23 protein-coding genes are annotated in these 19,936 nt (G+C 67.9%); 13 read left to right on the top strand and 10 right to left on the bottom strand.

Annotated elements, in window-relative coordinates:
- The first annotated feature begins 276 nt into the window (after positions 1 to 276).
- A complete protein-coding gene (locus AC0IXR_RS18725) occupies positions 277 to 1,047 on the top strand; it encodes a potassium channel family protein (RefSeq protein WP_311276104.1) in 771 nt (256 codons plus the stop codon).
- A 156-nt stretch (positions 1,048 to 1,203) separates the two neighbouring features.
- On the opposite strand, the gene AC0IXR_RS18730 is transcribed toward AC0IXR_RS18725, so the two are convergent.
- Positions 1,204 to 1,947 (bottom strand): glutaredoxin family protein, encoded by a 744-nt coding sequence (locus AC0IXR_RS18730; RefSeq protein WP_311276103.1) that lies wholly within the window; start codon positions 1,945 to 1,947, stop codon positions 1,204 to 1,206.
- Positions 1,948 to 2,247: 300 nt separating this feature from the next.
- On the opposite strand from AC0IXR_RS18730, the gene AC0IXR_RS18735 reads away from it, so the two are divergent.
- The gene (locus AC0IXR_RS18735) at positions 2,248 to 2,676 is read left to right on the top strand and encodes a BA14K family protein (protein WP_311276102.1); all 429 of its coding nucleotides are present in this window, start codon (positions 2,248 to 2,250) and stop codon (positions 2,674 to 2,676) included.
- A 27-nt stretch (positions 2,677 to 2,703) separates the two neighbouring features.
- On the opposite strand, the gene AC0IXR_RS18740 is transcribed toward AC0IXR_RS18735, so the two are convergent.
- A complete protein-coding gene (locus AC0IXR_RS18740; protein WP_471761767.1) occupies positions 2,704 to 2,883 on the bottom strand; it encodes a hypothetical protein in 180 nt (59 codons plus the stop codon).
- A 746-nt stretch (positions 2,884 to 3,629) separates the two neighbouring features.
- On the opposite strand from AC0IXR_RS18740, the gene AC0IXR_RS18745 reads away from it, so the two are divergent.
- The 6 genes from AC0IXR_RS18745 to AC0IXR_RS18770 all read left to right on the top strand — a co-directional run bounded on the left by AC0IXR_RS18745 (position 3,630) and on the right by AC0IXR_RS18770 (position 9,609).
- On the top strand, positions 3,630 to 4,079 hold the full coding sequence (locus tag AC0IXR_RS18745; RefSeq protein ID WP_471761768.1) for a hypothetical protein: 450 nt from the start codon (positions 3,630 to 3,632) through the stop codon (positions 4,077 to 4,079).
- Positions 4,080 to 4,322: 243 nt separating this feature from the next.
- Positions 4,323 to 4,547: a ribosome modulation factor gene (locus AC0IXR_RS18750; RefSeq protein ID WP_471761818.1), complete on the top strand. Its 225-nt coding sequence runs from the start codon at positions 4,323 to 4,325 to the stop codon at positions 4,545 to 4,547.
- Between the two features lie 105 nt (positions 4,548 to 4,652).
- Positions 4,653 to 6,728, top strand: a complete 2,076-nt coding sequence (locus AC0IXR_RS18755; RefSeq protein ID WP_471761769.1) for a sensor histidine kinase — start codon at positions 4,653 to 4,655, stop codon at positions 6,726 to 6,728.
- 3 nt (positions 6,729 to 6,731) lie between these two features.
- Positions 6,732 to 7,412 (top strand): response regulator transcription factor, encoded by a 681-nt coding sequence (locus AC0IXR_RS18760; protein WP_311276097.1) that lies wholly within the window; start codon positions 6,732 to 6,734, stop codon positions 7,410 to 7,412.
- Positions 7,413 to 7,575: 163 nt separating this feature from the next.
- On the top strand, positions 7,576 to 7,965 hold the full coding sequence (locus AC0IXR_RS18765) for an exopolysaccharide production protein YjbE (protein WP_471761770.1): 390 nt from the start codon (positions 7,576 to 7,578) through the stop codon (positions 7,963 to 7,965).
- 252 nt (positions 7,966 to 8,217) lie between these two features.
- Positions 8,218 to 9,609, top strand: a complete 1,392-nt coding sequence (locus AC0IXR_RS18770; protein WP_471761771.1) for an SLC13 family permease — start codon at positions 8,218 to 8,220, stop codon at positions 9,607 to 9,609.
- Between the two features lie 44 nt (positions 9,610 to 9,653).
- Here AC0IXR_RS18770 and AC0IXR_RS18775 read toward each other — a convergent pair whose 3' ends face one another.
- The 4 genes from AC0IXR_RS18775 to AC0IXR_RS18790 all read right to left on the bottom strand — a co-directional run bounded on the left by AC0IXR_RS18775 (position 9,654) and on the right by AC0IXR_RS18790 (position 12,833).
- Positions 9,654 to 10,958, bottom strand: coding sequence for a DUF2254 domain-containing protein (locus AC0IXR_RS18775; protein WP_471761772.1), 1,305 nt, complete (start codon positions 10,956 to 10,958; stop codon positions 9,654 to 9,656).
- A complete protein-coding gene (locus tag AC0IXR_RS18780) occupies positions 10,955 to 11,950 on the bottom strand; it encodes a mechanosensitive ion channel family protein (RefSeq protein ID WP_471761773.1) in 996 nt (331 codons plus the stop codon). The genes AC0IXR_RS18775 and AC0IXR_RS18780 overlap by 4 nt, the downstream gene beginning before the upstream one ends.
- Before the next feature lie 110 nt (positions 11,951 to 12,060).
- Positions 12,061 to 12,342 carry a hypothetical protein gene (locus tag AC0IXR_RS18785; RefSeq protein ID WP_471761774.1) on the bottom strand — a complete coding sequence of 94 codons (282 nt, stop codon included), beginning with the start codon at positions 12,340 to 12,342 and terminating at the stop codon, positions 12,061 to 12,063.
- A gap of 26 nt (positions 12,343 to 12,368) precedes the next feature.
- The gene (locus AC0IXR_RS18790; protein ID WP_471761776.1) at positions 12,369 to 12,833 is read right to left on the bottom strand and encodes a PRC-barrel domain-containing protein; all 465 of its coding nucleotides are present in this window, start codon (positions 12,831 to 12,833) and stop codon (positions 12,369 to 12,371) included.
- 386 nt (positions 12,834 to 13,219) lie between these two features.
- Here AC0IXR_RS18790 and AC0IXR_RS18795 point away from each other — a divergent pair, with 386 nt between their 5' ends.
- From AC0IXR_RS18795 to AC0IXR_RS18815, 5 genes are all read left to right on the top strand, one after another.
- Positions 13,220 to 13,771 (top strand): fasciclin domain-containing protein, encoded by a 552-nt coding sequence (locus tag AC0IXR_RS18795; protein ID WP_471761819.1) that lies wholly within the window; start codon positions 13,220 to 13,222, stop codon positions 13,769 to 13,771.
- Between the two features lie 158 nt (positions 13,772 to 13,929).
- Entirely contained in the window at positions 13,930 to 14,265 is a 336-nt protein-coding gene (locus AC0IXR_RS18800; RefSeq protein WP_471761778.1) for a hypothetical protein, read from the top strand.
- A gap of 100 nt (positions 14,266 to 14,365) precedes the next feature.
- On the top strand, positions 14,366 to 14,902 hold the full coding sequence (locus AC0IXR_RS18805) for a DUF421 domain-containing protein (protein ID WP_471761779.1): 537 nt from the start codon (positions 14,366 to 14,368) through the stop codon (positions 14,900 to 14,902).
- The gene (locus tag AC0IXR_RS18810) at positions 14,899 to 15,966 is read left to right on the top strand and encodes an endonuclease/exonuclease/phosphatase family protein (RefSeq protein WP_471761780.1); all 1,068 of its coding nucleotides are present in this window, start codon (positions 14,899 to 14,901) and stop codon (positions 15,964 to 15,966) included. The genes AC0IXR_RS18805 and AC0IXR_RS18810 overlap by 4 nt, the downstream gene beginning before the upstream one ends.
- A 58-nt stretch (positions 15,967 to 16,024) precedes the next feature.
- On the top strand, positions 16,025 to 17,278 hold the full coding sequence (locus AC0IXR_RS18815) for a cation:proton antiporter (RefSeq protein WP_311276086.1): 1,254 nt from the start codon (positions 16,025 to 16,027) through the stop codon (positions 17,276 to 17,278).
- Positions 17,279 to 17,534: 256 nt separating this feature from the next.
- Here the strand turns inward: AC0IXR_RS18815 and AC0IXR_RS18820 are convergent, their stop codons facing one another.
- The 4 genes from AC0IXR_RS18820 to AC0IXR_RS18835 all read right to left on the bottom strand — a co-directional run bounded on the left by AC0IXR_RS18820 (position 17,535) and on the right by AC0IXR_RS18835 (position 19,610).
- On the bottom strand, positions 17,535 to 17,966 hold the full coding sequence (locus AC0IXR_RS18820; protein ID WP_471761781.1) for a superinfection immunity protein: 432 nt from the start codon (positions 17,964 to 17,966) through the stop codon (positions 17,535 to 17,537).
- Positions 17,963 to 18,493: a DUF805 domain-containing protein gene (locus AC0IXR_RS18825; protein ID WP_471761783.1), complete on the bottom strand. Its 531-nt coding sequence runs from the start codon at positions 18,491 to 18,493 to the stop codon at positions 17,963 to 17,965. The genes AC0IXR_RS18820 and AC0IXR_RS18825 overlap by 4 nt, the downstream gene beginning before the upstream one ends.
- Before the next feature lie 122 nt (positions 18,494 to 18,615).
- Positions 18,616 to 18,987 carry a DUF3768 domain-containing protein gene (locus AC0IXR_RS18830; RefSeq protein ID WP_471761784.1) on the bottom strand — a complete coding sequence of 124 codons (372 nt, stop codon included), beginning with the start codon at positions 18,985 to 18,987 and terminating at the stop codon, positions 18,616 to 18,618.
- Entirely contained in the window at positions 18,984 to 19,610 is a 627-nt protein-coding gene (locus AC0IXR_RS18835; protein ID WP_471761785.1) for a hypothetical protein, read from the bottom strand. The genes AC0IXR_RS18830 and AC0IXR_RS18835 overlap by 4 nt, the downstream gene beginning before the upstream one ends.
- Positions 19,611 to 19,936 lie beyond the last annotated feature (326 nt).

Below are 19,936 nucleotides of genomic sequence, written 5' to 3' on the forward strand. Positions count from 1 at the left end.
GGACCGTTGTACGGCCAGGTCGGGTGGAATGCGGTCCGGCTGCTTTCGATCAGAAGATGCCATTAGGTAGCCTATCGTGGAGGTCATGGAGCATCGGCCGATTGCGCCACGAGGGGCAGCTTGCCTAACCTCTCACCCCGGATGGACCAGAGCCTCCGCTCCTGAAAACCGCAGACTGTCCCAAATCATCTGCCGACGAACAGGCGTCCGCATACGGACCGAGCTGGGAACGTTCGGGCCCGCGGAACGTCGGGCGTCGGGGGAATGCTGAGAACCATGGCCGGACTGAAGGGAACGCTGAGGGAACTCTACGAGGGCGACGACGACCGGGCGTACCGGTTCCGCTACGCCCTGCTCGCCTTCGACCTCGCAACCTTGCTGTTCATCGTCGTATCCTCGTTCATGCCGCGCGAGCCGCTCGTCGAGGGCGTCGACGTGCTGATCGGGATCGCGGTCACCGCCGACTTTCTCTCACGCCTCGCCATCTGCCCGAAGCCGACCCGCGAGTTCCTGCGACCGACGACCTGGGCCGACGTCGCGGCAATCGCCTCGTTCCTGGCGCCCATCGTCGGCGAGGGCGCTGGCTTCCTGCGCATCTTTCGCACGCTGCGCTTCCTGCGCACCTATCAGGTCCTCGACCGCCTGCGCTCGGATTTCTCGTTCTTTCGCCGCAACGAGGAGGTCATCGTCGCTGCGGTGAACCTCGCGGTGTTCGTCTTCGTGATGACGGGCATCGTCTACGCGACGCAGCACGGGCGGAACCCGGCCATCGGCAACTACGTCGACGCGCTCTATTTTACGGTCACCTCGCTGACGACGACAGGCTACGGCGACGTCACGCTCAACGGTACGGGCGGGCGCCTGATCTCGGTGGTTGTGATGATCTGCGGGGTGACGCTCTTCCTGCGCCTCGCCCAGGTGCTTTTCCGGCCCCACAAGGTACGCTTTCCCTGCCCGACGTGCGGGCTGCAGCGGCACGAGCCGGACGCGGTCCACTGCAAGGCCTGCGGCACGACCCTCAATATCCCTGACGAAGGAACGTACTGAGAGGGGCGGAGACTTCCCGAGCACAATTCCCGGCGCCTCCGGCGAGCTGTCCGCTTCCCGGACAAAGTCACGAAAGACGCCGCCGTGAGGGTGCCAGGGCGTCAGGGGGATCTGACCGGCAAGCTCTTCCGGGTTGCCACCTGACCCCGATGACGGTCAGGACCGAACCAGCATCCAGACGGCCATGCCGATCATCATCAAGTTTTCGGTCAGCGAGACGAAGCCCAGCGGCACGTTGGCCGAGCCGCCGACACAGGCGCACTTGATCTCGCGCTTGTCGACGTAGACCGCCTTGAACACCGACACGGCGCCGACCGTGCCGATGAACAGGGCGACGGGGATCGAAAGCCAGTTCAGGGCTCCGGCGATCATCAGGATACCGGCCAGCGCCTCGCAGAACGGGTAGGCGTAGGCGTAGCGCACCCAGCGCCTGGCCAGAAGGTCGTAGCCGAGGAACATCGACGAGAAGCTCTCGACGTCCTGCAGCTTGAGGATGGCGAGCACGCACATGCTGAAGGCGATGAACCACTCGGCGGCCCGTATCGTCAGCGGCGTGCTGAAAGCCGCGTGGCTGGCCGCCAGCGCCATCAGGGCGGTCATGGCGAACACCGCGACCACGGGCATGTAACTCGTGGCCTTTGGATCGGCTACGGACTTGCCGAGATGGCGGCGAAGGTCGTCGTAGCCGCCGATGCGCTCGCCTTCGATGAAGGTCTGAGGCGTCGTCTTGACGCCGTGCTCGGCCTTGAAGCGGTCGGTCTCCTCACGCGTCGTGAGCCAGTGGTCCTCGACCTGGAAGCCCTCCCGTTCGAGCAGGTCCTTTGTCTTCAGGCCGTAGGGGCAGACGTGCTTCTCCATCACCATGCGATGGACGACGGCTCTGCGGACAGTGTCCAGCATCGCGGAATCCCTCCTTGGGAAAATTGAGTTTTAGGAACGCCAATACCCTGACAACGCGAGAGCCGGGCATGGGCTTCCCTTGAAGCGCGTTCGGCCCACAATCGGCAGGATCGGACTTCCAACCGTGGGAAGGTCAAGCGATGTGTCCGGCCCCATCGACCGGAACGGCCTTGGGCGGCGAGTGTTCATTCTTCTCACGAGCGATGCGGACAGCGTCCCGAGACCGTCCGCTGACCGAACCGCGATGTCTGCGGCCCCCGAGCCCCAACCGGCATCGCCCAAAGTTCAGGAGCCGTCGCCATGAAGCTTTCCCTCACCCTCGCCGCCGCGGTTGCCGCATGCCTGCTCGGCCAGCCGGCATCGGCCGGTCCCTTGGGCTGGCCGGTCGAGGCGCTCACTGCCGGCGCCCTGCCGACCAGCTACGTCCAGTACCGGCGCTTCGGGCATCGGCACCACGGCTTCCGTCGTGGATACGGGTACCGCCGTGGTTACGGCCGGGGCTACGGGTACCGTCGGGGGCCAGGGGTCGGCGCCGCGGTGGGGGCCGGCGTGGCGGGCCTCGCCGCCGGAGCCATCATCGGCGGGGCCATCGCCAACTCACAGGCGCAAGGTTCGCAGGGCGCGCCGGGCGCCGAGGCCGTGGCGGCCTGCGCGCGCCGATTCCGGTCCTACGACGCATCGAGCGGCACCTACCTCGGCAACGACGGCGCGCGCCACGCCTGCCCCTAACCGACGCTTCGTCTTAACGGGGATACCTCAGCCCGTGACCCCGGTGAGGCCGTCGACGACGTTGGCGGCCATGATCAGGCAGAAGCCGGCGAGGAGCGCGATGCCAAGCACGCCCATGACGATGTCGGACGTGCGCGGCTCCCCGCCGAGGTGACTGGCGAACGCGAGTTGCTTCCAGGGTCGTCTACGGGTCGTGACACGTGGCAAGGCAGGCCTCGAAGGCATGAGGGAATTGAGATCGACCGATCCTCGGTCAGGATGCGTAGGCGAAGGATAGGCAGAGCACGACGAAGTATCCGAATGTGGCGAGGCCGACCGCATGGAAGCGGCTCGCCAAGGAATCGACGCCGTTGTCGTTGGCCGGTCCCGGGAGCTTCCGCGGCCAGCCTCGCCAACTGCGGCAGGCCCAGGGAGCCTGGTGCAAGGGCCTTTCGGGGTTCGGGCCCGGCTCAGGTCGGCAGCACATGGCCCGACGACCGGGCGCGGACTTGGCCCGGGGCAACGTCGGCCGCCAAAAGCCCTCCGCCGTATCGGGCCCAGTCCTCGACGGACGCTTCATTCGACGCCGCCGTTCCGCCGACGCCATCGACCGGTGGCGAGGCTGCAGGCCGCCGCCGGAGCGTGCGGACCAGTCGTGCCGTTCGACCCATCGCTTCCTTCATGGTGCTCCTTGTCGGCTTGACCGAGGAAGCTCCGGACCCGACCGTCGCCGTAGTACGACCCGGACGCCTGGAACCACGGTTTTGACTTCGTATGGCGCCGAAACGTTTGCAAGCCGCGTCGGCAGGGCGTCCCAGGGGCCGTCAGGTTTATCCCGACAAGACTGCGGGCTTCTCTGACTGAACGGCCGCCTTCGGCGACACAGATGGTCCTCCGAGCCGGAGAGGTGACCCCGGATCGAAACGTCGGACCAGCCTCTCCTCCGTCACGCATGGCCCTCTCGGAGCAGACCCATGAAACGCATCGCATTCGCCCTTGCGGCTGTATCGAGCCTCGTCCTGTTCGCCCCGTCGAGCGAAGCGCGTCCCTTCGGGCGCGGACACGGCTTCCACGGGCATCACGGCGGCTTCGGCGGGCATCACGGCTTCGGCGGCTTCCGGGGACACCACGGCTACCGCGGCATCGGCTTCCGGTCGCACCGCCGCGGGTTTGGGGGCTATCGCGGGATCGGCTTCCGCCATGCCCGTTACGGCTACAGGCGACACTACGGACGCTACGGCTACCGGCGCGGCTATCGCGGGTTCGGCCTCGCGGCGGGTCTCGGCCTCGGCCTTGCCGCAGCGGCCGTCCGGCCGGCCTATTACGGCGCCGGCTACGGCCGTCCGTACGGTTACGGCTCAGGGTATGGCTACGCCCCGGTCCGTTACGGGTACGGCCGTCCTTACCTCGGCTGCGGCTACTGAGACGCACGGCCGGGGGGCCATCACGCCGGCTCCCTCACCCAACTCCCGACTAATCGGGGACGCGGCGCGGCGCACACGGCACGGTCAAGTGTCTTCGGTCGCGCCGCTTGTAGGGATTGCCCTGACACGCGTCGGTAAGACCGGCAGGAGCGGGCGGAAAAGCTTGTCGGTCGCTGCGATCCGGGCGCTACTCGGGTGTGCCGAGGACGCCTCGGAACAGCGAAAGGGTGAGTACCGATGATCATGGAAGTCATCCGGCAGGGAGCCAGGGCCCGCACCACCGGTCGGCCGAGAGATGCCTGTCCCTATCCCGCCGATTCCCGCGAGCGTCGGGCTTGGTTCGAGGGTTTTGACGGATCGGCCTGGGAGCCGGGCACGAGGGTGTCACACCCGGCCATCGCCTCGAAGGCCGCGGCGATGGCACGGGACGTCGGCGGGACACCGGGTCTGGCGTCAGCTTCCGCGTAGGGATCCCGGCACCGAACTCGGAGACCGGGAGGCAATGCGCTAAGGACCGCGGGACCGTACGCCCGGAAGCATCCGAGGCAAGGGAACGGTTCGAATGCCTGTCGCATGAATACCCCGGGTGGAGCCTCCCCCGGCCTTACCGGCCAGCCCCGGCTGGACCGCGGCAACCGTCGGACCTTCGTCGCGCTCGCGGTCGCGGCGGCCATCCCCGTGATGTTGCTCAGCGGCTGGGTCGCTACCCTCATGGCCCAGCAGCAGCGCGACCTGACCCGCGGCGCGGCCGTGGCCAGTGCGACGCGGGTCGCCGAACGCGTTGCATCCGACATCGCCGGGCAGGTCGCCATCCTCGAAGCTGAGGCCGCGTCCGCCACCCTCGACAAGCCGGATCTCGCCGCCTTCTACGCCGAGGCCGAGCGGCTCAAGGAAGCGCGCCCCCTCTGGGAGACCGTCGAGCTCGCCGAACCGGACGGGCGCCAGATCGTCAACCTGCTACGCTCTCTCGACGACGAGCTCGGACCCACCGCCGACCGCCGGAGCTTCGAAGCTGTCGTGCGCACCCGTCGTCCCGTGGTCGGGGGCATCGGTCCCGTCGGCGCGGTCTCGGGCAAACGCCTCGTTGCCTTGCGGGTCCCGGTCGTCCGCGACGGGCAACTGCGTTACGTCCTCTCGGTCGGGCTCGCCAACGACGCGGTCAGCTCGATCCTGCGTGACGCCAGCGCTCCGGAGGGCTGGGTCGGGACCGTCGTCGATGCTGAAGGCAACACCATCGCCCGAACCCGTGCCGAGGCCGAGGAGCTCGGCCAACCGGCCGACGCCGCCCTGCAGGCCGCGATCCGGCGCGCGCCGAACGGCTTCTACACGGGTTCGACCCTGGAAGGCTCGAACGTCGAGGTCGTCTACCGCACGCTGAAGGAGACCGGGGGTTGGTCGGTGCATTTCGGGATGCCGGCCGCGACGCTGAATGCCCCCGTCCTGCGCTCATACCTCGTCCTGGCCGGCGGCAGCGTCCTCAGCATCGGCTTCGCCCTGGCGCTGGTCGGCCTGGTGGGCCGCGACATGGCCCAACGGCGGGCGGGCGAGCGGGCCCGGTTCGCCCTGGCGCTCAGGTCGAGCGAGGAGCAGGGCGCCGTGGCGGCCGAGGCGGCGGAGCTCGGCACGCTGCGATGGGACACGATCCGGCAAACGGTGACCGGCTCGCCGCGCGCGGCCCATCTTCTGGGCTGGACGACCACCGTCGTGCAGGAGGGCGAGACTGAGGCCGCGGCCGGCGCTGTGACCGAGGCGATCCACCCGGACGACCGCGCCCGCCTCGCTGACGACCTGCGCTGGAGCCTGGCGGACGGGGCGACCCTCGACGTCGAATTCCGCGTCGTCGGTTCGAACCCCGAGCCGCGCTGGGTGCGCCTTACCGGCCGGGCGCCCCGACTGCACGGCGGCGCCGCCGGCCTGGTTTACGGCGTGGTCTCCGACATCGAGCCGCGCAAGCGGGCCGAGGCCGAGCGCCTCGAACTCCTTCGACGCCTCGGCGAGGCGCAGGAGAACGAGCAGCGCCGGATCGCGCGCGAGCTGCACGACCAGGTCGGCCAGACCGTGACCGGCCTCTCGCTCGGCCTGAAGGGGCTGGAACGGCTCCTCGAAGCGCGGGGTATGTCACCGGAGGCCGAGCGCCAGGTCCAGTGGCTGCAGGCGCTGGCCGGCGAGATCGGACGCGACATCCACCGCGCCGCCGTCGACCTCAGACCGACGGCCCTCGACGACCTCGGCTTACGCGAGGCCCTCGCCACCCTGTTGCGCGAGTGGGGGCAGCGCCATGGCGTCCGCGCGGACCTGGAGTTCCTCGGCGAGCCCGGCCGGGTTCCCCCGGCCACCGAGAGCGCCGTCTACCGGATCGTGCAGGAGGCCCTCACCAACGTCCTGAAGCACGCGCGGCCCGCCACCGTCAGCGTATCGGTCGACCACCGCCCGGAGGAGATGCGGGTGATCGTCGAGGACGACGGGGTGGGCTTCGATCCCGAGGCTGTTTCCTGCCCCCCTGCGGACGGGTCGCCGGCTAACCCACGCCTTGGCCTGTCCGGCATCCGCGAGCGCCTGTCCCTCCTCGGCGGGACGCTGACGCTGGAATCGTCACCGGGCGTCGGCACGACGTTGTTCATCACCATTCCGGTTCCGCAGGTTGCCTGACGCATGAATGACCTCCCCACGGACCTGATCCGGGTCGTCCTCGCCGACGACCATCCCGTCGTCCTCGCCGGCATCCGGGCGCTGCTGAACGCCGATCCCTGGGTGGAGGTGGTCGGCGAGGCCACGAACGGCGGGGAGGCGCTGCCGTTGATCCGCTCCGTGGCGCCTGACGTCGCCGTCATCGACGTCTCGATGCCCGGCCTCAACGGCCTCGAACTGACGGAGCGCCTCACGGGTGAGTGCCCCGGGACCCGGGTCCTTGTGCTCACGGTCCACGAGGATGCCGCTTACGTCCAGCCGCTGCTGAAGGCCGGCGCCCGGGGTTACCTCCTGAAGCGCTCGGCGGCCGAGGACCTCCTGCGGGCGGTCCATGCGGTCGCGACGGGCGGGGTCTACCTGGACCCGTCCGTCGCTGGTCATGCCCTGGGGGACAACTCCGCGGCGGCGGCGGGGCCCAAGCCGGCCGAGACCGGCGAGTCGCTTAGCCCGCGAGAGACGGAGACGCTGCGCCTGATCGCGCAGGGGCTCAGCAACAAGGAGATCGCGCGACGCTTCGAGGTCAGCGTGAAGTCGGTCGAGACCTATAAGGCCCGGGCCGCCGAGAAGCTCGGATTGCGGTCGCGTGCCGAGATCATCCGCTACGCCGCCTCCCACGGTTGGCTGGACGCGCTCACCCTCCGGTAGGGGGCACGCATCGGCGTCGTCATGCCGTCGTCGACTACGTTAGAGAAGCAATTTGATGCGGTGGGCACCGCGTTCACGTCCTCGGTGGCGGAGGTTTCGCCCAGGAACCTGGGGCGGCCCTACGTCTTGTCGACGATAAGATAAAAACCTTGAGGAAACGCTTATGAGAACTATTGCTCTCGCCGCCGTGGCCACCCTCGCCCTGGCCGTGCCAGCCCTCGCAGCCCCCTGCAACACGGGCGCCACGCGTTCCAAGGACCCAACGCCGGACCACGTGAACCCGAAGAGCTCGGACGTCGACAAGTCCAGCAAGAACCTGGCCGGCGGCCCCCAGCCGGCTTCGCCGGGTACGGTCGGCGCCATGAACAACGTCGGCACCAACCAGATGGTCGGCGAGAAGCCGGGCACCGAGGCGAAGAACGACCAGGGCAACGGCGTGGGCACGTCGAGCAAGAACCTCGCCGGCGGTCAACAGCCGGCCTCGCCGGGCACGGTCGGCGCCATGAACAACGCCGGCGCGAACCAGGGCCTTGGCAAGGACGACAACTGCTAAGGCACGCCGTCTGATCGACCCCCCCACCGGGCCCGCCGAGCACTGCCGAGGCGGGCCCTTCCCGTGTTTGCCCCTCGTCATCGAAGACCCTGGCGGCCAAGGACCCGAACCGCCAATGACTCTTCATGACATGTTGGCATACCCGAGCCCCAGGGGGGGCCATGAAACTGGGCGTGCCGCGTCCGAGGTTGCACATCGCCCTGATCTAACGGCGGTCCCACCGACGCGTGTCCCGGCGCGGGTCTGCCCGCCATGCCTCTGATGAGCGCGCGGACACTCTCGGCCACCGGACTCCTTGCGGCCCTGGCCTTCGTCGTATTTCTTCCGGAGGCCTTGGACTGGCCCGCGCGGGCGTCCATGCTGGCCTTCGGCGGGGCCGCCATCCTGTGGATCCTAACTGGGCTCAGCGCCGCTTATGTTGCCGTCGCCGCGGCCGTATTCCTGGTCGCGGTCCGGGCCGTCGAGCAGCGCGCGCTGATCGAGGGCCTCGGCTCCAAGGTGGTCTGGCTCGTCATCGGCACCTTCGTGCTCGGCGCGGCGGTGGAAAAGAGTGGACTCGCAGGCCGGCTCACCGCCCTGATCGCCGGGCGCGGGACCAGCGTCGGCGGGCTGATGTGGCGCCTGACCCTAGGCATCGTCCCACTCGCCTTCCTGATTCCCTCCACCTCCGGGCGGGCCACGGTGCTCCTGCCGCTGCATCGCAGCTTGACAGAGGCCGACGACGACCCGCGGCTCGCCAAGGCCATCGGACTGCTGATCCCGGCCCTCATCGTACTCTCGACAATCTGCAGCCTCACCGGCGCCGGCTCGCACCTCGTCACCGTCGACCTGCTGGAGCGGCTCTCGGACCGAACCATCGGCTTCGGGCAATGGATGCTCTGGGGACTGCCCTTCGGCGCTGCCGCCTGCCTGATCACGACCTTCCTGATCGGCCACCTCTTCCTCGACGCCGAGACCCGGGCCCGGCAGGTCGCGGAGATCGAGGCGTCGTCAGGCCCCTTGTCCGCCAAGGAGTGGCGGGCCGGGGCGGTGGTACTCGCCATGCTGGGTCTGTGGCTGACGGAGGGCTATCATCCCTTCGGCATCGCCACCGTGGCGGTCGTCGGCGCGGTGATCCTGACGATGCCTGTCATCGGCGTCCTCGACTGGGAGGACGGTGTGAAGGCCGTGAACTGGTCGCTCGTCCTGTTCATCGCGGCCTCCCTCGTGCTCGGCCGCGCCCTGATCTCGACGGGAGCCGCGAAATGGCTGATCGGCTCCGCGCTCTCAGCGAGCGGCCTTGGGGCCGACAGCCCGACCCTCCCGATCCTACTCGGATTGACGGCGCTCAGCCTGACGGCGCACCTCTACATGGTGTCCCACACCGCACGGGTGGTGGCGCTGCTGCCGCCCCTGCTACTCCTGGCGAACAAGCTCGGCCTCAGCCCGGTCGCGGTCGCCTTCCTGGCGAATGCGGGCATGGATTACTGCCTCACCCTGCCGGTCTCCTCGAAGGCGCTGCTGATCTTCCAGAGCGAGGAGCGACCGGCCTGGACCTCAACGGACCTGCTCAAGCTGGGGGCACTGCTGGCACCCGCCTATGCGGCGCTGATGATCGCCGCCTACTACGTCTTCTGGTCGCATACCGGCTTGGCGCTCAGATAATCCGACGTTGTGCAGCCGACGCTGGGCCGAGACCGTGCCTGTTCCTAAACGGATGCCGGGGAGAACGGGGCCGCAACGGCGTGGAAGTGGCGGTGACGCTCTTCGAGGTCGGCGAGGTCGTTGGGATCTGCGACGTCGCGCCGAGCAGCGGCGATCACGAGGTCCGCGTGACGTACGAGTTCGGCGGTCCGGTCCTTGAGGCGCTCCACCTCGGCGACACGGGTGAGCACGTCGAGCAGCCGGACGAGGACATGCACCGATCCGGCGGCGTTCTGGCGGATCATGTGGAACATGGCATCGCACAGGCCGTCGTAATCGGTCACGGGAAGGACGAGCACCACCCGGCCGTCTCGGACGACGGCACCGGTGGGCAGATGGCATGATGCGACCCGGCACAGGGCATCGCCGAGATGGTCGACGACGCTGCCGGCCGTGAAGGGATCGTTTATACCGGGCGAAAGCGCCCGGACCGCGACCTCGACCAGTTGCCGGATCGAGTATTCGAGGTCCTGCAGGGCGGCCGGGCGACGGCCGAAGGTCAGCGAACGCCTGAGTGCCGCCTCCGCATCCTCGATCCCGGCGGAGAGGAACGCGACGGGAAACCCGCTCGGCACGTAATCGCCGGGGCGAACCCGCAGGACGACGGTCGCACCATGCCCCTGCGCCCAGTCGGCCAGCCCGCCCTCGTCCACGGCCTGAAGGTAGCCGTTGGCGTCTATGGAGACCCCGCAGCCAGTGGGTAGTCGGGCCGGGAGCGTCATGCCGGCCGCGTCGCAGGTCCGCGCCGCCACTGCGGCGCAGAGGTCGCGATGGACTGCATCAACCACCGTCTCGACATTGATGCTGGCCGCGATGTGGTGGACGAACCAGACCAGGGTCGCGAGGGAGAGGAGCGCCAGGAGCATGGCCCCCGTGATCGCGAGGTGCGGGACGAAGGGGCTCTCCTGCACCGTGCGCACGGTGCGCAGGACCATAAGCGCGTAGGCGAAGGTGCCGAGGAAGATGCCTAGGACGATCTGGTTACGGGCGTCGCGGGTGAAGTTGCGCAGCAGCCTCGGGCCCATCTGCCCGGAGGCCAGCGTCAGGGCCGCGATGGTGATGGAGAAGGTCGTGCCGGCGACCCCGATGGTCGAGGAGGCCACCGCGCTCAGGAGCGCCCGGGCGCCCTCGGCGCCGCCGGAATAGCCCCAGTTCTGGTCCGGCGAGGAGGCGTCGTACCCGGCCACATGGGCCGTCTCCAGCCAGATCCCAAGCTGGGCGAGGCCGATGCAACCGAGCACGATCAGCGCGGGCCGAAGCCAGAACTGATCGCCAAGGGATTCGATCCAGGCTCGAAAACGTGCCCTCATGCCGGCTCGCCCTTTCCTTCCGAACCCCGGTCTTCGGGGTCCTTGCGTTGGACGTCGTCACGATCTTCGCGCAGCACATGCCAACGCGCGCGCGGCGGGTTTTTACCGGCGGGCCAGCCCTCGCGCTGGCTCGTGCGGTCGCCGTCCGTCGCCTCGGTCTGGTCGTGCAGGAGAACCTGGCTCGTGGGGTAAGGCAGGTCGATGCCGGCTGCGGTGAGCGCGTCCTTGACGTTCGAGATGGCGTGGTCGAGGGCGTCGACCGCGTCGCGCCGCCGGGGCGGGTCGATCCAGAACCGCGCCGTCATGTCGACACCGGCGGCCCCGAGGCCCGTGACCAGCGCCTCCGGGGCTGGGTCGGCCAGGACCCCTTCGGTCTTGCGCAGGGCCTCGACGATGACGAGGCGCGCCTCCTTCATGTCGTCCCCGTTGCCGATGGTGAGCGGGAAGGCGAGCCGGCGCTTGTCGTGCGCGGTGATGACGGTGATCTTGTCGACGAACAGCGTGGCGTTCGGGATCAGAACGCGTTGGTTGTCGTAGGTGCGCAGCACCGTCGCCCGCACCCAGACGTCCTCGACCGTGCCCTCGTGCGAACCGGCCCGGATCTGGTCGCCGATGACGAAGGGGCGGGTCAGCAGGATGAGGATGCCGGCCAGCAGATTCTGGAGCACGTCGCGGAAGGCGAAGCCGATGGCGACGCCACCGATGCCGAGGAGGTTGAACAGGTCGGCGGCGGAAACGGAGGGGAAGGCAACCGAGGCCGCCACCAGGAACGAGACCAGGATGGTCATGCCGCCCGCGATGCGCCCGAGCACCGAGGCGGACCCGGGCGAGGCCTGCCGCAACTCGGCGGCTCGCCGCACGGCGGCACGGACCCCACGCGCGACGAGCAGGCCCAGGCCGAACAGCAGGAGGGCGACGGCGAGCCCCGGCAGCAGGGCCGCGGCCGAACGACCGAGCCCTTCGAGGCGCCCGAGCGCTTCCGAGAAGATCATGGGAACCCTTGGGTCGTGGGAAAGCCGCCGGTGGCGGGCGTGCCATCCGGCGGCGTCTCAAAAGGCTTTGCGCGAGGATCAACCGACCTCGCGGACCGAGTACGACGATGTCAGCGACGCGGGCCGCCGGACGTCCCGCCGTATTGCTGCCCGCTAGCCCCGCGCGAAGGCATGCTGGCGTTGCCGCGGCTGGCCGAGCCCTGCCGCATACGGTGATGCCGCATCATGCGATGGCGGCGCATCTCGCGTCGGGTCATGCGGACCTGCACGAGATCGCCGCCATCCGATGCCGTGACGCCGGTGGCGTTCATAGGCAGGGCGGCTGAGGGCAGGCTGAAGGCGCAGAGGCCGAGGCCAGCCAGGAGCGCTGAGGCGAGAATGGTGTGCTTCATGATCATGTCTCCTTTGTCTGCGGGGATCACATCTTCTTCTTGGAATACTCGAACTTCGGCGCGTTCTTCAGAGTGTCCTTGTCGGTGTCGGCGTGGACCATCCATTTGCCGTCCTTGTTGCTGATAGCGAGCGAGGACGGGTCAAGCACGACGTAGCTTTCGCCGAGACCCAGGAAGCCGCCGACGCTGACGACGACGCCGGTGAGGGTCTTGCCGTTCTCGATCACGAGATCCTCGACCTCGCCCACCGTCTCCTTCTTGTTGTTGTAGACGGTGGTGCCAACGAGCTTGGACGACATCACGTCGGCCGACTTCACGGTCATGAACTTCAGCTTCACCGTCGCCGTGTCGGCCATCTTCATCCCCATGTCGGAGGACGCTGGCATCGCGGTGCCGCGAGTGGGCGCAGTTGGGGCCGGAGTGGTTTGGGCCATGGCGGGCAGCGACAGGCAGGTAAGCGCGAGGGCGGCGGCGAGGGCGCGATGTGACAAGGGGATCTCCTGGAAGGAGGCCTGAACGGACGGGAATGCCCGCGAGGCCTGGACGGCGATTGACCGACGCGCGGTCAATCGGCTCGCAGGTTCAACGCGCCTGTTCAGGAAACGTTCATGTCAATCGATTGGCGTAAAGCATAAGATAGTCTAGGCCGCTAAGCCTTCAGATGGTCCCTTAGGAAGAATGATCCTGATATCAAGGGCGTCATCACAGCGCATTTTTTAAAATGAACACCATATATCACGGAGATGACCTGAAGCCGCGCCTTAGGATTCATGAATTTATCGTGATCCGTCTTTTGAAACTTACGGATAAGTCGACGCGTATCGGTGGCATGAGCCTCGGTTCCCGAAGCTTCATCTCACCTATAGGATTTTTCATGATGCGCTCGACCGTGAACGCCGCCCTCCTCGCCGTCGGCCTGACCGTGGCCGCTCCCGCCCTCGCCGAGACCTCCCCCATGGTCGGCGGCGCGCCGATGATGGCCGACAAGACCATCGTCGAGAACGCATCCAAGGCCAGCAACCTCACGACCCTCGTCGCCGCCGTGAAGGCCGCGGGCCTTGCCGACACCCTGAGCGGCAAGGGTCCGTTCACGGTCTTCGCCCCGACCAATGACGCCTTCAAGAAGCTGCCGGCCGGGACTGTGGACTCCCTCCTTAAGCCCGAGATGAAGAAGACCCTGACGGGCGTGCTCACCTATCACGTCGTCCCGGGCAAGCTCGACGCGAAGGAGTTGATGGCCAAGGCGAAGATGGGCGGCGCCGACGCCAACCTGAAGACGGTCGAGGGCCAGGTCCTGACGGTGAAGATGGACGGCAACCGGCTGTCGCTGATCGACCAGAAGGGCGGCGGCGCCATCGTCGAGCAGGCCGACGTCAACCAGTCCAACGGCGTCGTGCACGTCATCGACAGCGTGCTGATGCCGAAGTAACCCGGAAGAAGGCCCCCCTATCTCCGCCAGCGGAGGTGGGGTGGCCATGGAAGCGATCCGCCATGTCGGCGTGAGCGTCTCGGGCCGGAACCAAAGTCGGCGGGCAACGCTTCGGTTCGACAATCCCGACGCCCAGGCGTCCGACCGGAACCACGCCGATGCACCGCTTGGACCTAACCGACCCTGCAAGGGGCCGCTCCGCCTTGCGCCTCGCCGGCGCCCTTGCCGTCATCGTCGGCCTCGCCCTCGCGGGGCCAGCCTCGGCGCAGTCCGTAGGCAGCTCCATCGACCAACCCACGCCCGGTACGCTCCCATCGGGAACGTCGACCACGAAGGGATCGGACGCCGCGCGCCACCAGGGCACCGGCGGGGTCGCGCCGCCGAGCGCGATTCAGTCCTCGACGGACGTCATGCAGTCCGAAGGCTCGGTCCAGGGCAAGGGACAGGGCGGTCGAACCAACCCGATCCAGCACCTCCCGAAGTACATGCGCTGAGGCGCGCGCCAGCCGGGCAGGATGACAAGCCTCGGCTCGATGGACCGATGGCCCAGACACCCGCCACCCATCGGCGGGTGTCGCGACAAGGACTTCCGCGATGTTCTTCGATAGCTGGTCCGGCCTGCTCAGGGTCGTGGTCGTCGCCCCCCTGGCGTACGTCGCCCTGATCCTGTTCCTCAGGATCTCGGGCAAGCGCACCCTGACGAAACTGAACGCCTTCGACCTCGTGGTCACGGTCGCACTCGGCTCGACGTTGTCGTCCATCGTCCTGACGAAGTCGGTCGCACTCCTGGAGGGCGTCCTTGCCCTCGCGACCCTCATCGGACTGCAATACGCGATCACGTGGTCGAGCGTGCGCTCCGCCCGGGTCCGGTCGCTGGTCAAGGCCGAGCCGACCCTCCTCGCGCACAAGGGGCATCTGGTCGAGGGCGCGATGCGCCGGCAGCGCCTGACCCGCGACGACGTCCTCTCCGCCCTGCGCTCGGAAGGGCTGGATGACCTCTCCCAGGCCGCGGCGGTCGTGCTGGAGACCGATGGCTCGATCAGCGTGCTCAAGTCGCTCTCCGGGCGCGACGACGGCTTGGATGGGGTGCCGCGGCACGAGATTGACCGACCCGATCCGGACCGCCCGTGAGATCTCTCGTCCGCTACGCGCTCCTCGTCCTCGCAGTGGTGCTCTCGGCCGCGAGCCTGATCCCGCTGGTGCCCACCGAGTGGTGGTGGGTGCGCCTGCTCGACTTCCCGCGGCTGCTTTTCGCCCTGGGATTGCTCACGGTCGGCCTCGGCCTCCTGTTCTTTCTCCGGGAATCCCCGAGATCAACAACGTCGACGCTGGCCCTCGTGGCGGTCGCCCTCACCGTCGATGCGTGGGTGCTTCGCCCGTACTTGCCGACCCGGGGCTCCAGCGTCGAGGCCTGTCCCGCCGAGCGCCGACTTTCCGTGATGGTCGCCAACGTCCAGCTCGGGGCCCGAAAGGCCGCCCCCCTGGTCGAGTTCATCGCACGGGTCGAGCCGGACCTGTTCCTCGCGATGGAGACCGACGCCTGGTGGGACGAGGCCCTGAAGCCCGTTCTCGCGGCGATGCCCCATGCCCTCCAGCGGATCACGGGATCGTACTACGGCATCCACCTGTACTCCCGGCTGCCGCTGGTAAACGGGAGCATCCGGTACCTCGCGGGTCAGGACACCCCGGCCATCGTCACCGGCGTCACCCTGCGCACCGGCGAGACCGTCGACTTCGTCGGCATTCATCCCAAACCTCCGCAAGCCTGGCAATCCGCACGCGGGCGGGATGCCCAGCTCTACGCGGCGGCGGACGTTCTGCGGACGCGAGTCGAGCCCGGCATCCTCGCCGGCGACCTCAATGCCACGCCCTGGGAGATCGCGGTCGAGCGCATGGCGCGACTGTCCGGTTTGATCGACCCACGGCAGGGCTACGGCTACGTCGCGACCTGGAACGCAAACGCATGGTGGATGCGCTGGCCCCTCGACCACGTGTTCCACGAAGGCGGGTTCGCCGCGGTGTCGGTCGAGCGCCTCGACGCGTTCGGATCGGACCACTTCCCCTACCTCGTCCGTCTCTGCCGTCAGGCCCGGGAAGGTACGAAGGCTCCCCCCGAGCGGGATGCGGACGATGTCGCCACGGCCAACGCGGTGCTTGCTTCGGCGGGCGCGACAGAACGGCTGGGCTCGCGTTGACTTCCATCACCCATCGACAGGTCCCGGCAGGCTCTCTCTGCGCGGGCGGGGAGCGCCCGTGATCTCCATCTTCGACCTCGCCGCGATGCTGCTGACCCTCTCGGCCCTGTTCGGCTGGCTGAACCGGCGGTTCCTGCGGATGCCGCACACCATCGGCCTCCTCGTCATGGGCCTTGCCGCCTCGTTGGCCCTCGTTGGCCTCGACCTCGCCTTCCCGTCCCAGCACCTCTACGAGAACCTCACGAAGGTCTTGCGCCAGGTCGACTTCACCGACGTGGTGATGAACGGCATGCTGGCCTTCCTGCTGTTCGCCGGCGCCATGAGCCTCGATCTGCGCATGCTCCGGGATCGGGCCTGGGCCGTGGCGACGCTGGCGCTCCTCGGCACCCTGATCTCCACGGCCCTCGTCGGCGGCGCGTTCTGGCTGGCGGCCGACCTCATCGGCCGGCCCATATCGCTCGCGTGGGCGCTCGTCTTCGGCGCGCTGATCAGCCCGACCGACCCAGTCGCGGTCCTGGCGACGCTGAAGAACGTCAAAGTTCCCGAGACGCTGGAGGTCGAGATGCAGGGCGAGGCCCTGTTCAACGACGGCGTCGGCATCGTGCTGTTCACTGTCCTCGTCGCCTTCGCGGCCGGCACGGGCGGCGAGGCAACCAGCGCCATCAGCATTTCCTGGCTCCTGCTCCAGGAGGCGGGCGGCGGCCTCCTCCTCGGGGTCGTCACCGGCTACGTCGCCTACCGGGCCATGCGGACCATCGACGACTTCCCCGTCGAGGTGCTGATCACCCTGGCGCTCGTGGCCGGAACCTACGCGCTCGCGCAGAAGATCCATGCCAGCGGTCCCCTCGCGGTGGTCGCAGCGGGCCTGCTGGTCGGCGACCGTGCCCCGCGCGACGCGATGAGCGAGCGGACCCAAGGCTACGTCTCCGCCCTCTGGACGCTCATCGACGAGGTGCTGAACTCGGTTCTGTTCCTGCTCATCGGGCTGGAAGTGCTGGTGCTGCGCTTCGAGACGAACGGATTGCTCCTCGCCGCCTGCGCGGTTCCCATCGTCCTCCTGGCCCGCTTGGTGGCGGTCTCGACGCCGCTCCTCGTCTTCCGCTGGGGCGGCCACCTGTCGCCGCGCAACGTGCCGTTCCTAACCTGGGCCGGGGTGCGCGGGGGCATCTCGGTTGCGCTGGCGCTGTCGATTCCCGAGAGTGACGCCAAACCCGCGATCCTGGCGGCGACCTATGCGGTCGTGCTCTTCACCATCATCGTCCAGGGCTCCACCCTCGGCATGGTGGCGCGACGGACGCTGCGGGAAGGCTGACACCCGCCGCCCGCAGCGTCGACCCACGCTTGCCGGGTGTTCGGCATCGCGAGCACCGCCTTCATCGTCAACACTATTGCCCGGGACGGCGAAACGACGTGGTTCGAAAGACTCCTCCTTCTCGGGGTCTACGTCTTGTTCGGATTGGCCTTCTTCTTCGCGAGTCCGGCTTAACTGCAGCCGATTGTACGGCTGCTTCCGAGCAATGCCTCCTATGGTATCTACGGCTATGTTGGGTCGATAAGAGCCATTCGCCCTACATCTTTCGAAAGATCATGGCTTTGAGCATCCGGTGTTCAGTGTCATCGATGTGACCGGCGGTGCGGAGATCGCCAAAGCGTTCAAGTTCCCGCACTGCATCGGCCGGCGAAAGGGCGCGCCGCACCTTTCCGACCCCATCCTCTTGAGGTGCCGCCACAAGGGTGACCCGCCGGGTGTCGTTCACGAACAAGTTCAGCCCCGACTCACCGCCCTGCGAGGCGCCGGGCTGCTCCAGCCGATGCACCGCGTGCAGCGCCCAGACCAGCGCCAAGAACCAGCCCACGAGCGTCCCACCGAATAGGGCGTTGACCGCCAGGATGACCCAGCGGTTGGGATGGCGTCGGTGGAAGGCGATGATCGAGGGCAGGCCGTAGATCGCGATGCAAACGGTGACCGCGACCAACACCCAGGCTGTGTCGTCGTTCACGCGCCGCGCGCCTGCGACAGGGCCTGCGCCTTCATCACTTCGAACTCGGCCTCCGACAGGCTACCGTTGGCGCGAAGCTGCGCCAGCCGTTCGATCTCGGCGATCACGTCACGCTGCGGCGGGGCGACCGGTGCAACGGGGGTGGCGTGAGCAGGCACCAATGGCGCGGTGCCAATTGAAGCGGGCACGACACTGCCCATCGGAGGCGACCCGAACCGGTTCGGCCCTGGCGTCCCGGCAAAGCAGGCAAAGACCAGCGCAACGGGGCTGAGCAACAACCACCAGCCCGAATGGTCGGTGTCGTGCATCCGCCGAATGCCGGCGGCCACCTGCGGCACGAGGTGGATCAGGTGGACGAGGCCGATGAACAGGCCGCCATCCTTGTTGCCGGTTGCGAAGGCGGCATCGAGCATCAGCGCGATCAACGCAATGCCGAGGTACACGAGAATGAAGCGCCAGTAGTTGCCGCGCGAGGTCCGGCCGGAAAAGTCGCGATAGCTCCGCATCGCACTAAGGTACGAGTTCATGTTCGGAATCCTGATGATGGGGTGGTGACAAGGGCGGCGCGGTGGCCAGGGGCAGGCGCAACGCCGTTCGGTCAGGTGCGCCGGCTAGGCAGCAGGCAGGCACGGCTATCAGTGTCGGAGGCTCAGTATTCCTGGGCCAGCATGATGGTGAGGACGCGCGCCGTCACCGCAGGGTCGGCTGGGTGAGGCGAGTGCCCGACCATGGCGCGGTCGTACGTGTCGATCTTCCAAAAACATCGCTGCCCAGTGAGATCGAAGGCGCCGAAATCGTGCTCATCATGCGGGTCGTCGGCGGCGCCGAAGGCCTCGAACGATTGCACCGCTGCCTCTGCTTCGCGCCGGCGCTCCTCGGGCAGAGTAGCGATCCCGCGCGACAGCATCACACGGCCGCCGGCAAAGCTCCGGCGGAAGGCATCGTTCAGGGCACGCACCCGGTCGGTACGAGTGGTCGAGGCGGGATCCGCCTCGACGCTGTTAGGGGCAAGCTGCCTCATGCCCCTTGCTTCGCGCCCTGAACCGCGCCGGGCGGGAGCAAGCCAAGCTCGCTGCGGTGTCGGGTGATCAGCCCATCGTCTGGCCAGTCGCGCCATTGAAGCTCGAACGCGTCGTCGGCCTTCGTGTACATGATGATCGCCTCGAACCAGCCCTCCTGCGGGCCGGCGCAGGCCAGCACGAGGCAGCCCCGTTCGATGGCGGGCCAATCGGCCGGCGCCTTGAAACGGCCGCCAGGGCCTCCGCCGCCCGCATCGCCACTCGCCCCGCCCCCTGATGCCGGAGGGGCGCCGGTGGCCTTGGCCGAGGCCCTGACGGGCGGGGCAATATCGGGCAGGCCCGCCGCCGCCACGAGCCGGTCGAACACCTCGGCTTTGACGAACGGCACGAAGGCTTTGCCGCTCTCGAATAGGCGTCCGTGCGGTAGGCCGGCGGCGAGGCTGTAATGGGCGTCGTCACTGATCTCGAGCACATGCATGCCCATCAGCCCGGCGGCGCGCTCGGCCTCGGCCTTGTCACCAACGGCGAAGCGTGAGGCGTGCGGGCGGTGTCGTTCGTCGCGGCCGAACAGGATCAGGCCGGGCGGCACGGCGGTGGGTGTGCTGGTTGTGATGTTCGGGGTCATAAAATGGCTCCAGAAACGACGAAGGCGGCCCGGAGGCCGCCTTGCGTTGAGTGTGAGGGGGAGGATGCACCCGCCCGATGCCGGTCGGGCTCGAGTGGTAAGGGTCGCGACGGCACGGTCATCAGGAGCATCCAGTAAGCTGCGAAACAGCCCGCAGCGACCCTCATATTATAAGATTATAGTCCTAATGTCAAGTCAGGTTATATTTGTCTTTGGTGCATGCCTTGAGTTGTGTGCGGAGCCCTCGCAATAAAGATGGTAGAGTGGTCGCAATGAGTGGGGAGCGGACCTTGACCCTTCGCCCTGAAGCGGACGGACCGCCATAA

Source organism: Methylobacterium sp. AC832, from assembly GCF_979256025.1.

Bases quoted from the DNA above. Each gene is read 5' to 3' on its own strand.
- AC0IXR_RS18725 (WP_311276104.1), top strand. From the start codon at position 277: ATGGCCGGACTGAAGGGAACGCTGAGGGAACTCTACGAGGGCGACGAC.
- AC0IXR_RS18730 (WP_311276103.1), bottom strand. From the start codon at position 1,947: ATGCTGGACACTGTCCGCAGAGCCGTCGTCCATCGCATGGTGATGGAG.
- AC0IXR_RS18735 (WP_311276102.1), top strand. From the start codon at position 2,248: ATGAAGCTTTCCCTCACCCTCGCCGCCGCGGTTGCCGCATGCCTGCTC.
- AC0IXR_RS18745 (WP_471761768.1), top strand. From the start codon at position 3,630: ATGAAACGCATCGCATTCGCCCTTGCGGCTGTATCGAGCCTCGTCCTG.
- AC0IXR_RS18750 (WP_471761818.1), top strand. From the start codon at position 4,323: ATGGAAGTCATCCGGCAGGGAGCCAGGGCCCGCACCACCGGTCGGCCG.
- AC0IXR_RS18755 (WP_471761769.1), top strand. From the start codon at position 4,653: ATGAATACCCCGGGTGGAGCCTCCCCCGGCCTTACCGGCCAGCCCCGG.
- AC0IXR_RS18760 (WP_311276097.1), top strand. From the start codon at position 6,732: ATGAATGACCTCCCCACGGACCTGATCCGGGTCGTCCTCGCCGACGAC.
- AC0IXR_RS18765 (WP_471761770.1), top strand. From the start codon at position 7,576: ATGAGAACTATTGCTCTCGCCGCCGTGGCCACCCTCGCCCTGGCCGTG.
- AC0IXR_RS18770 (WP_471761771.1), top strand. From the start codon at position 8,218: ATGCCTCTGATGAGCGCGCGGACACTCTCGGCCACCGGACTCCTTGCG.
- AC0IXR_RS18775 (WP_471761772.1), bottom strand. From the start codon at position 10,958: ATGAGGGCACGTTTTCGAGCCTGGATCGAATCCCTTGGCGATCAGTTC.
- AC0IXR_RS18780 (WP_471761773.1), bottom strand. From the start codon at position 11,950: ATGATCTTCTCGGAAGCGCTCGGGCGCCTCGAAGGGCTCGGTCGTTCG.
- AC0IXR_RS18785 (WP_471761774.1), bottom strand. From the start codon at position 12,342: ATGAAGCACACCATTCTCGCCTCAGCGCTCCTGGCTGGCCTCGGCCTC.
- AC0IXR_RS18795 (WP_471761819.1), top strand. From the start codon at position 13,220: ATGCGCTCGACCGTGAACGCCGCCCTCCTCGCCGTCGGCCTGACCGTG.
- AC0IXR_RS18800 (WP_471761778.1), top strand. From the start codon at position 13,930: ATGCACCGCTTGGACCTAACCGACCCTGCAAGGGGCCGCTCCGCCTTG.
- AC0IXR_RS18805 (WP_471761779.1), top strand. From the start codon at position 14,366: ATGTTCTTCGATAGCTGGTCCGGCCTGCTCAGGGTCGTGGTCGTCGCC.
- AC0IXR_RS18825 (WP_471761783.1), bottom strand. From the start codon at position 18,493: ATGAACTCGTACCTTAGTGCGATGCGGAGCTATCGCGACTTTTCCGGC.
- AC0IXR_RS18830 (WP_471761784.1), bottom strand. From the start codon at position 18,987: ATGAGGCAGCTTGCCCCTAACAGCGTCGAGGCGGATCCCGCCTCGACC.
- AC0IXR_RS18835 (WP_471761785.1), bottom strand. From the start codon at position 19,610: ATGACCCCGAACATCACAACCAGCACACCCACCGCCGTGCCGCCCGGC.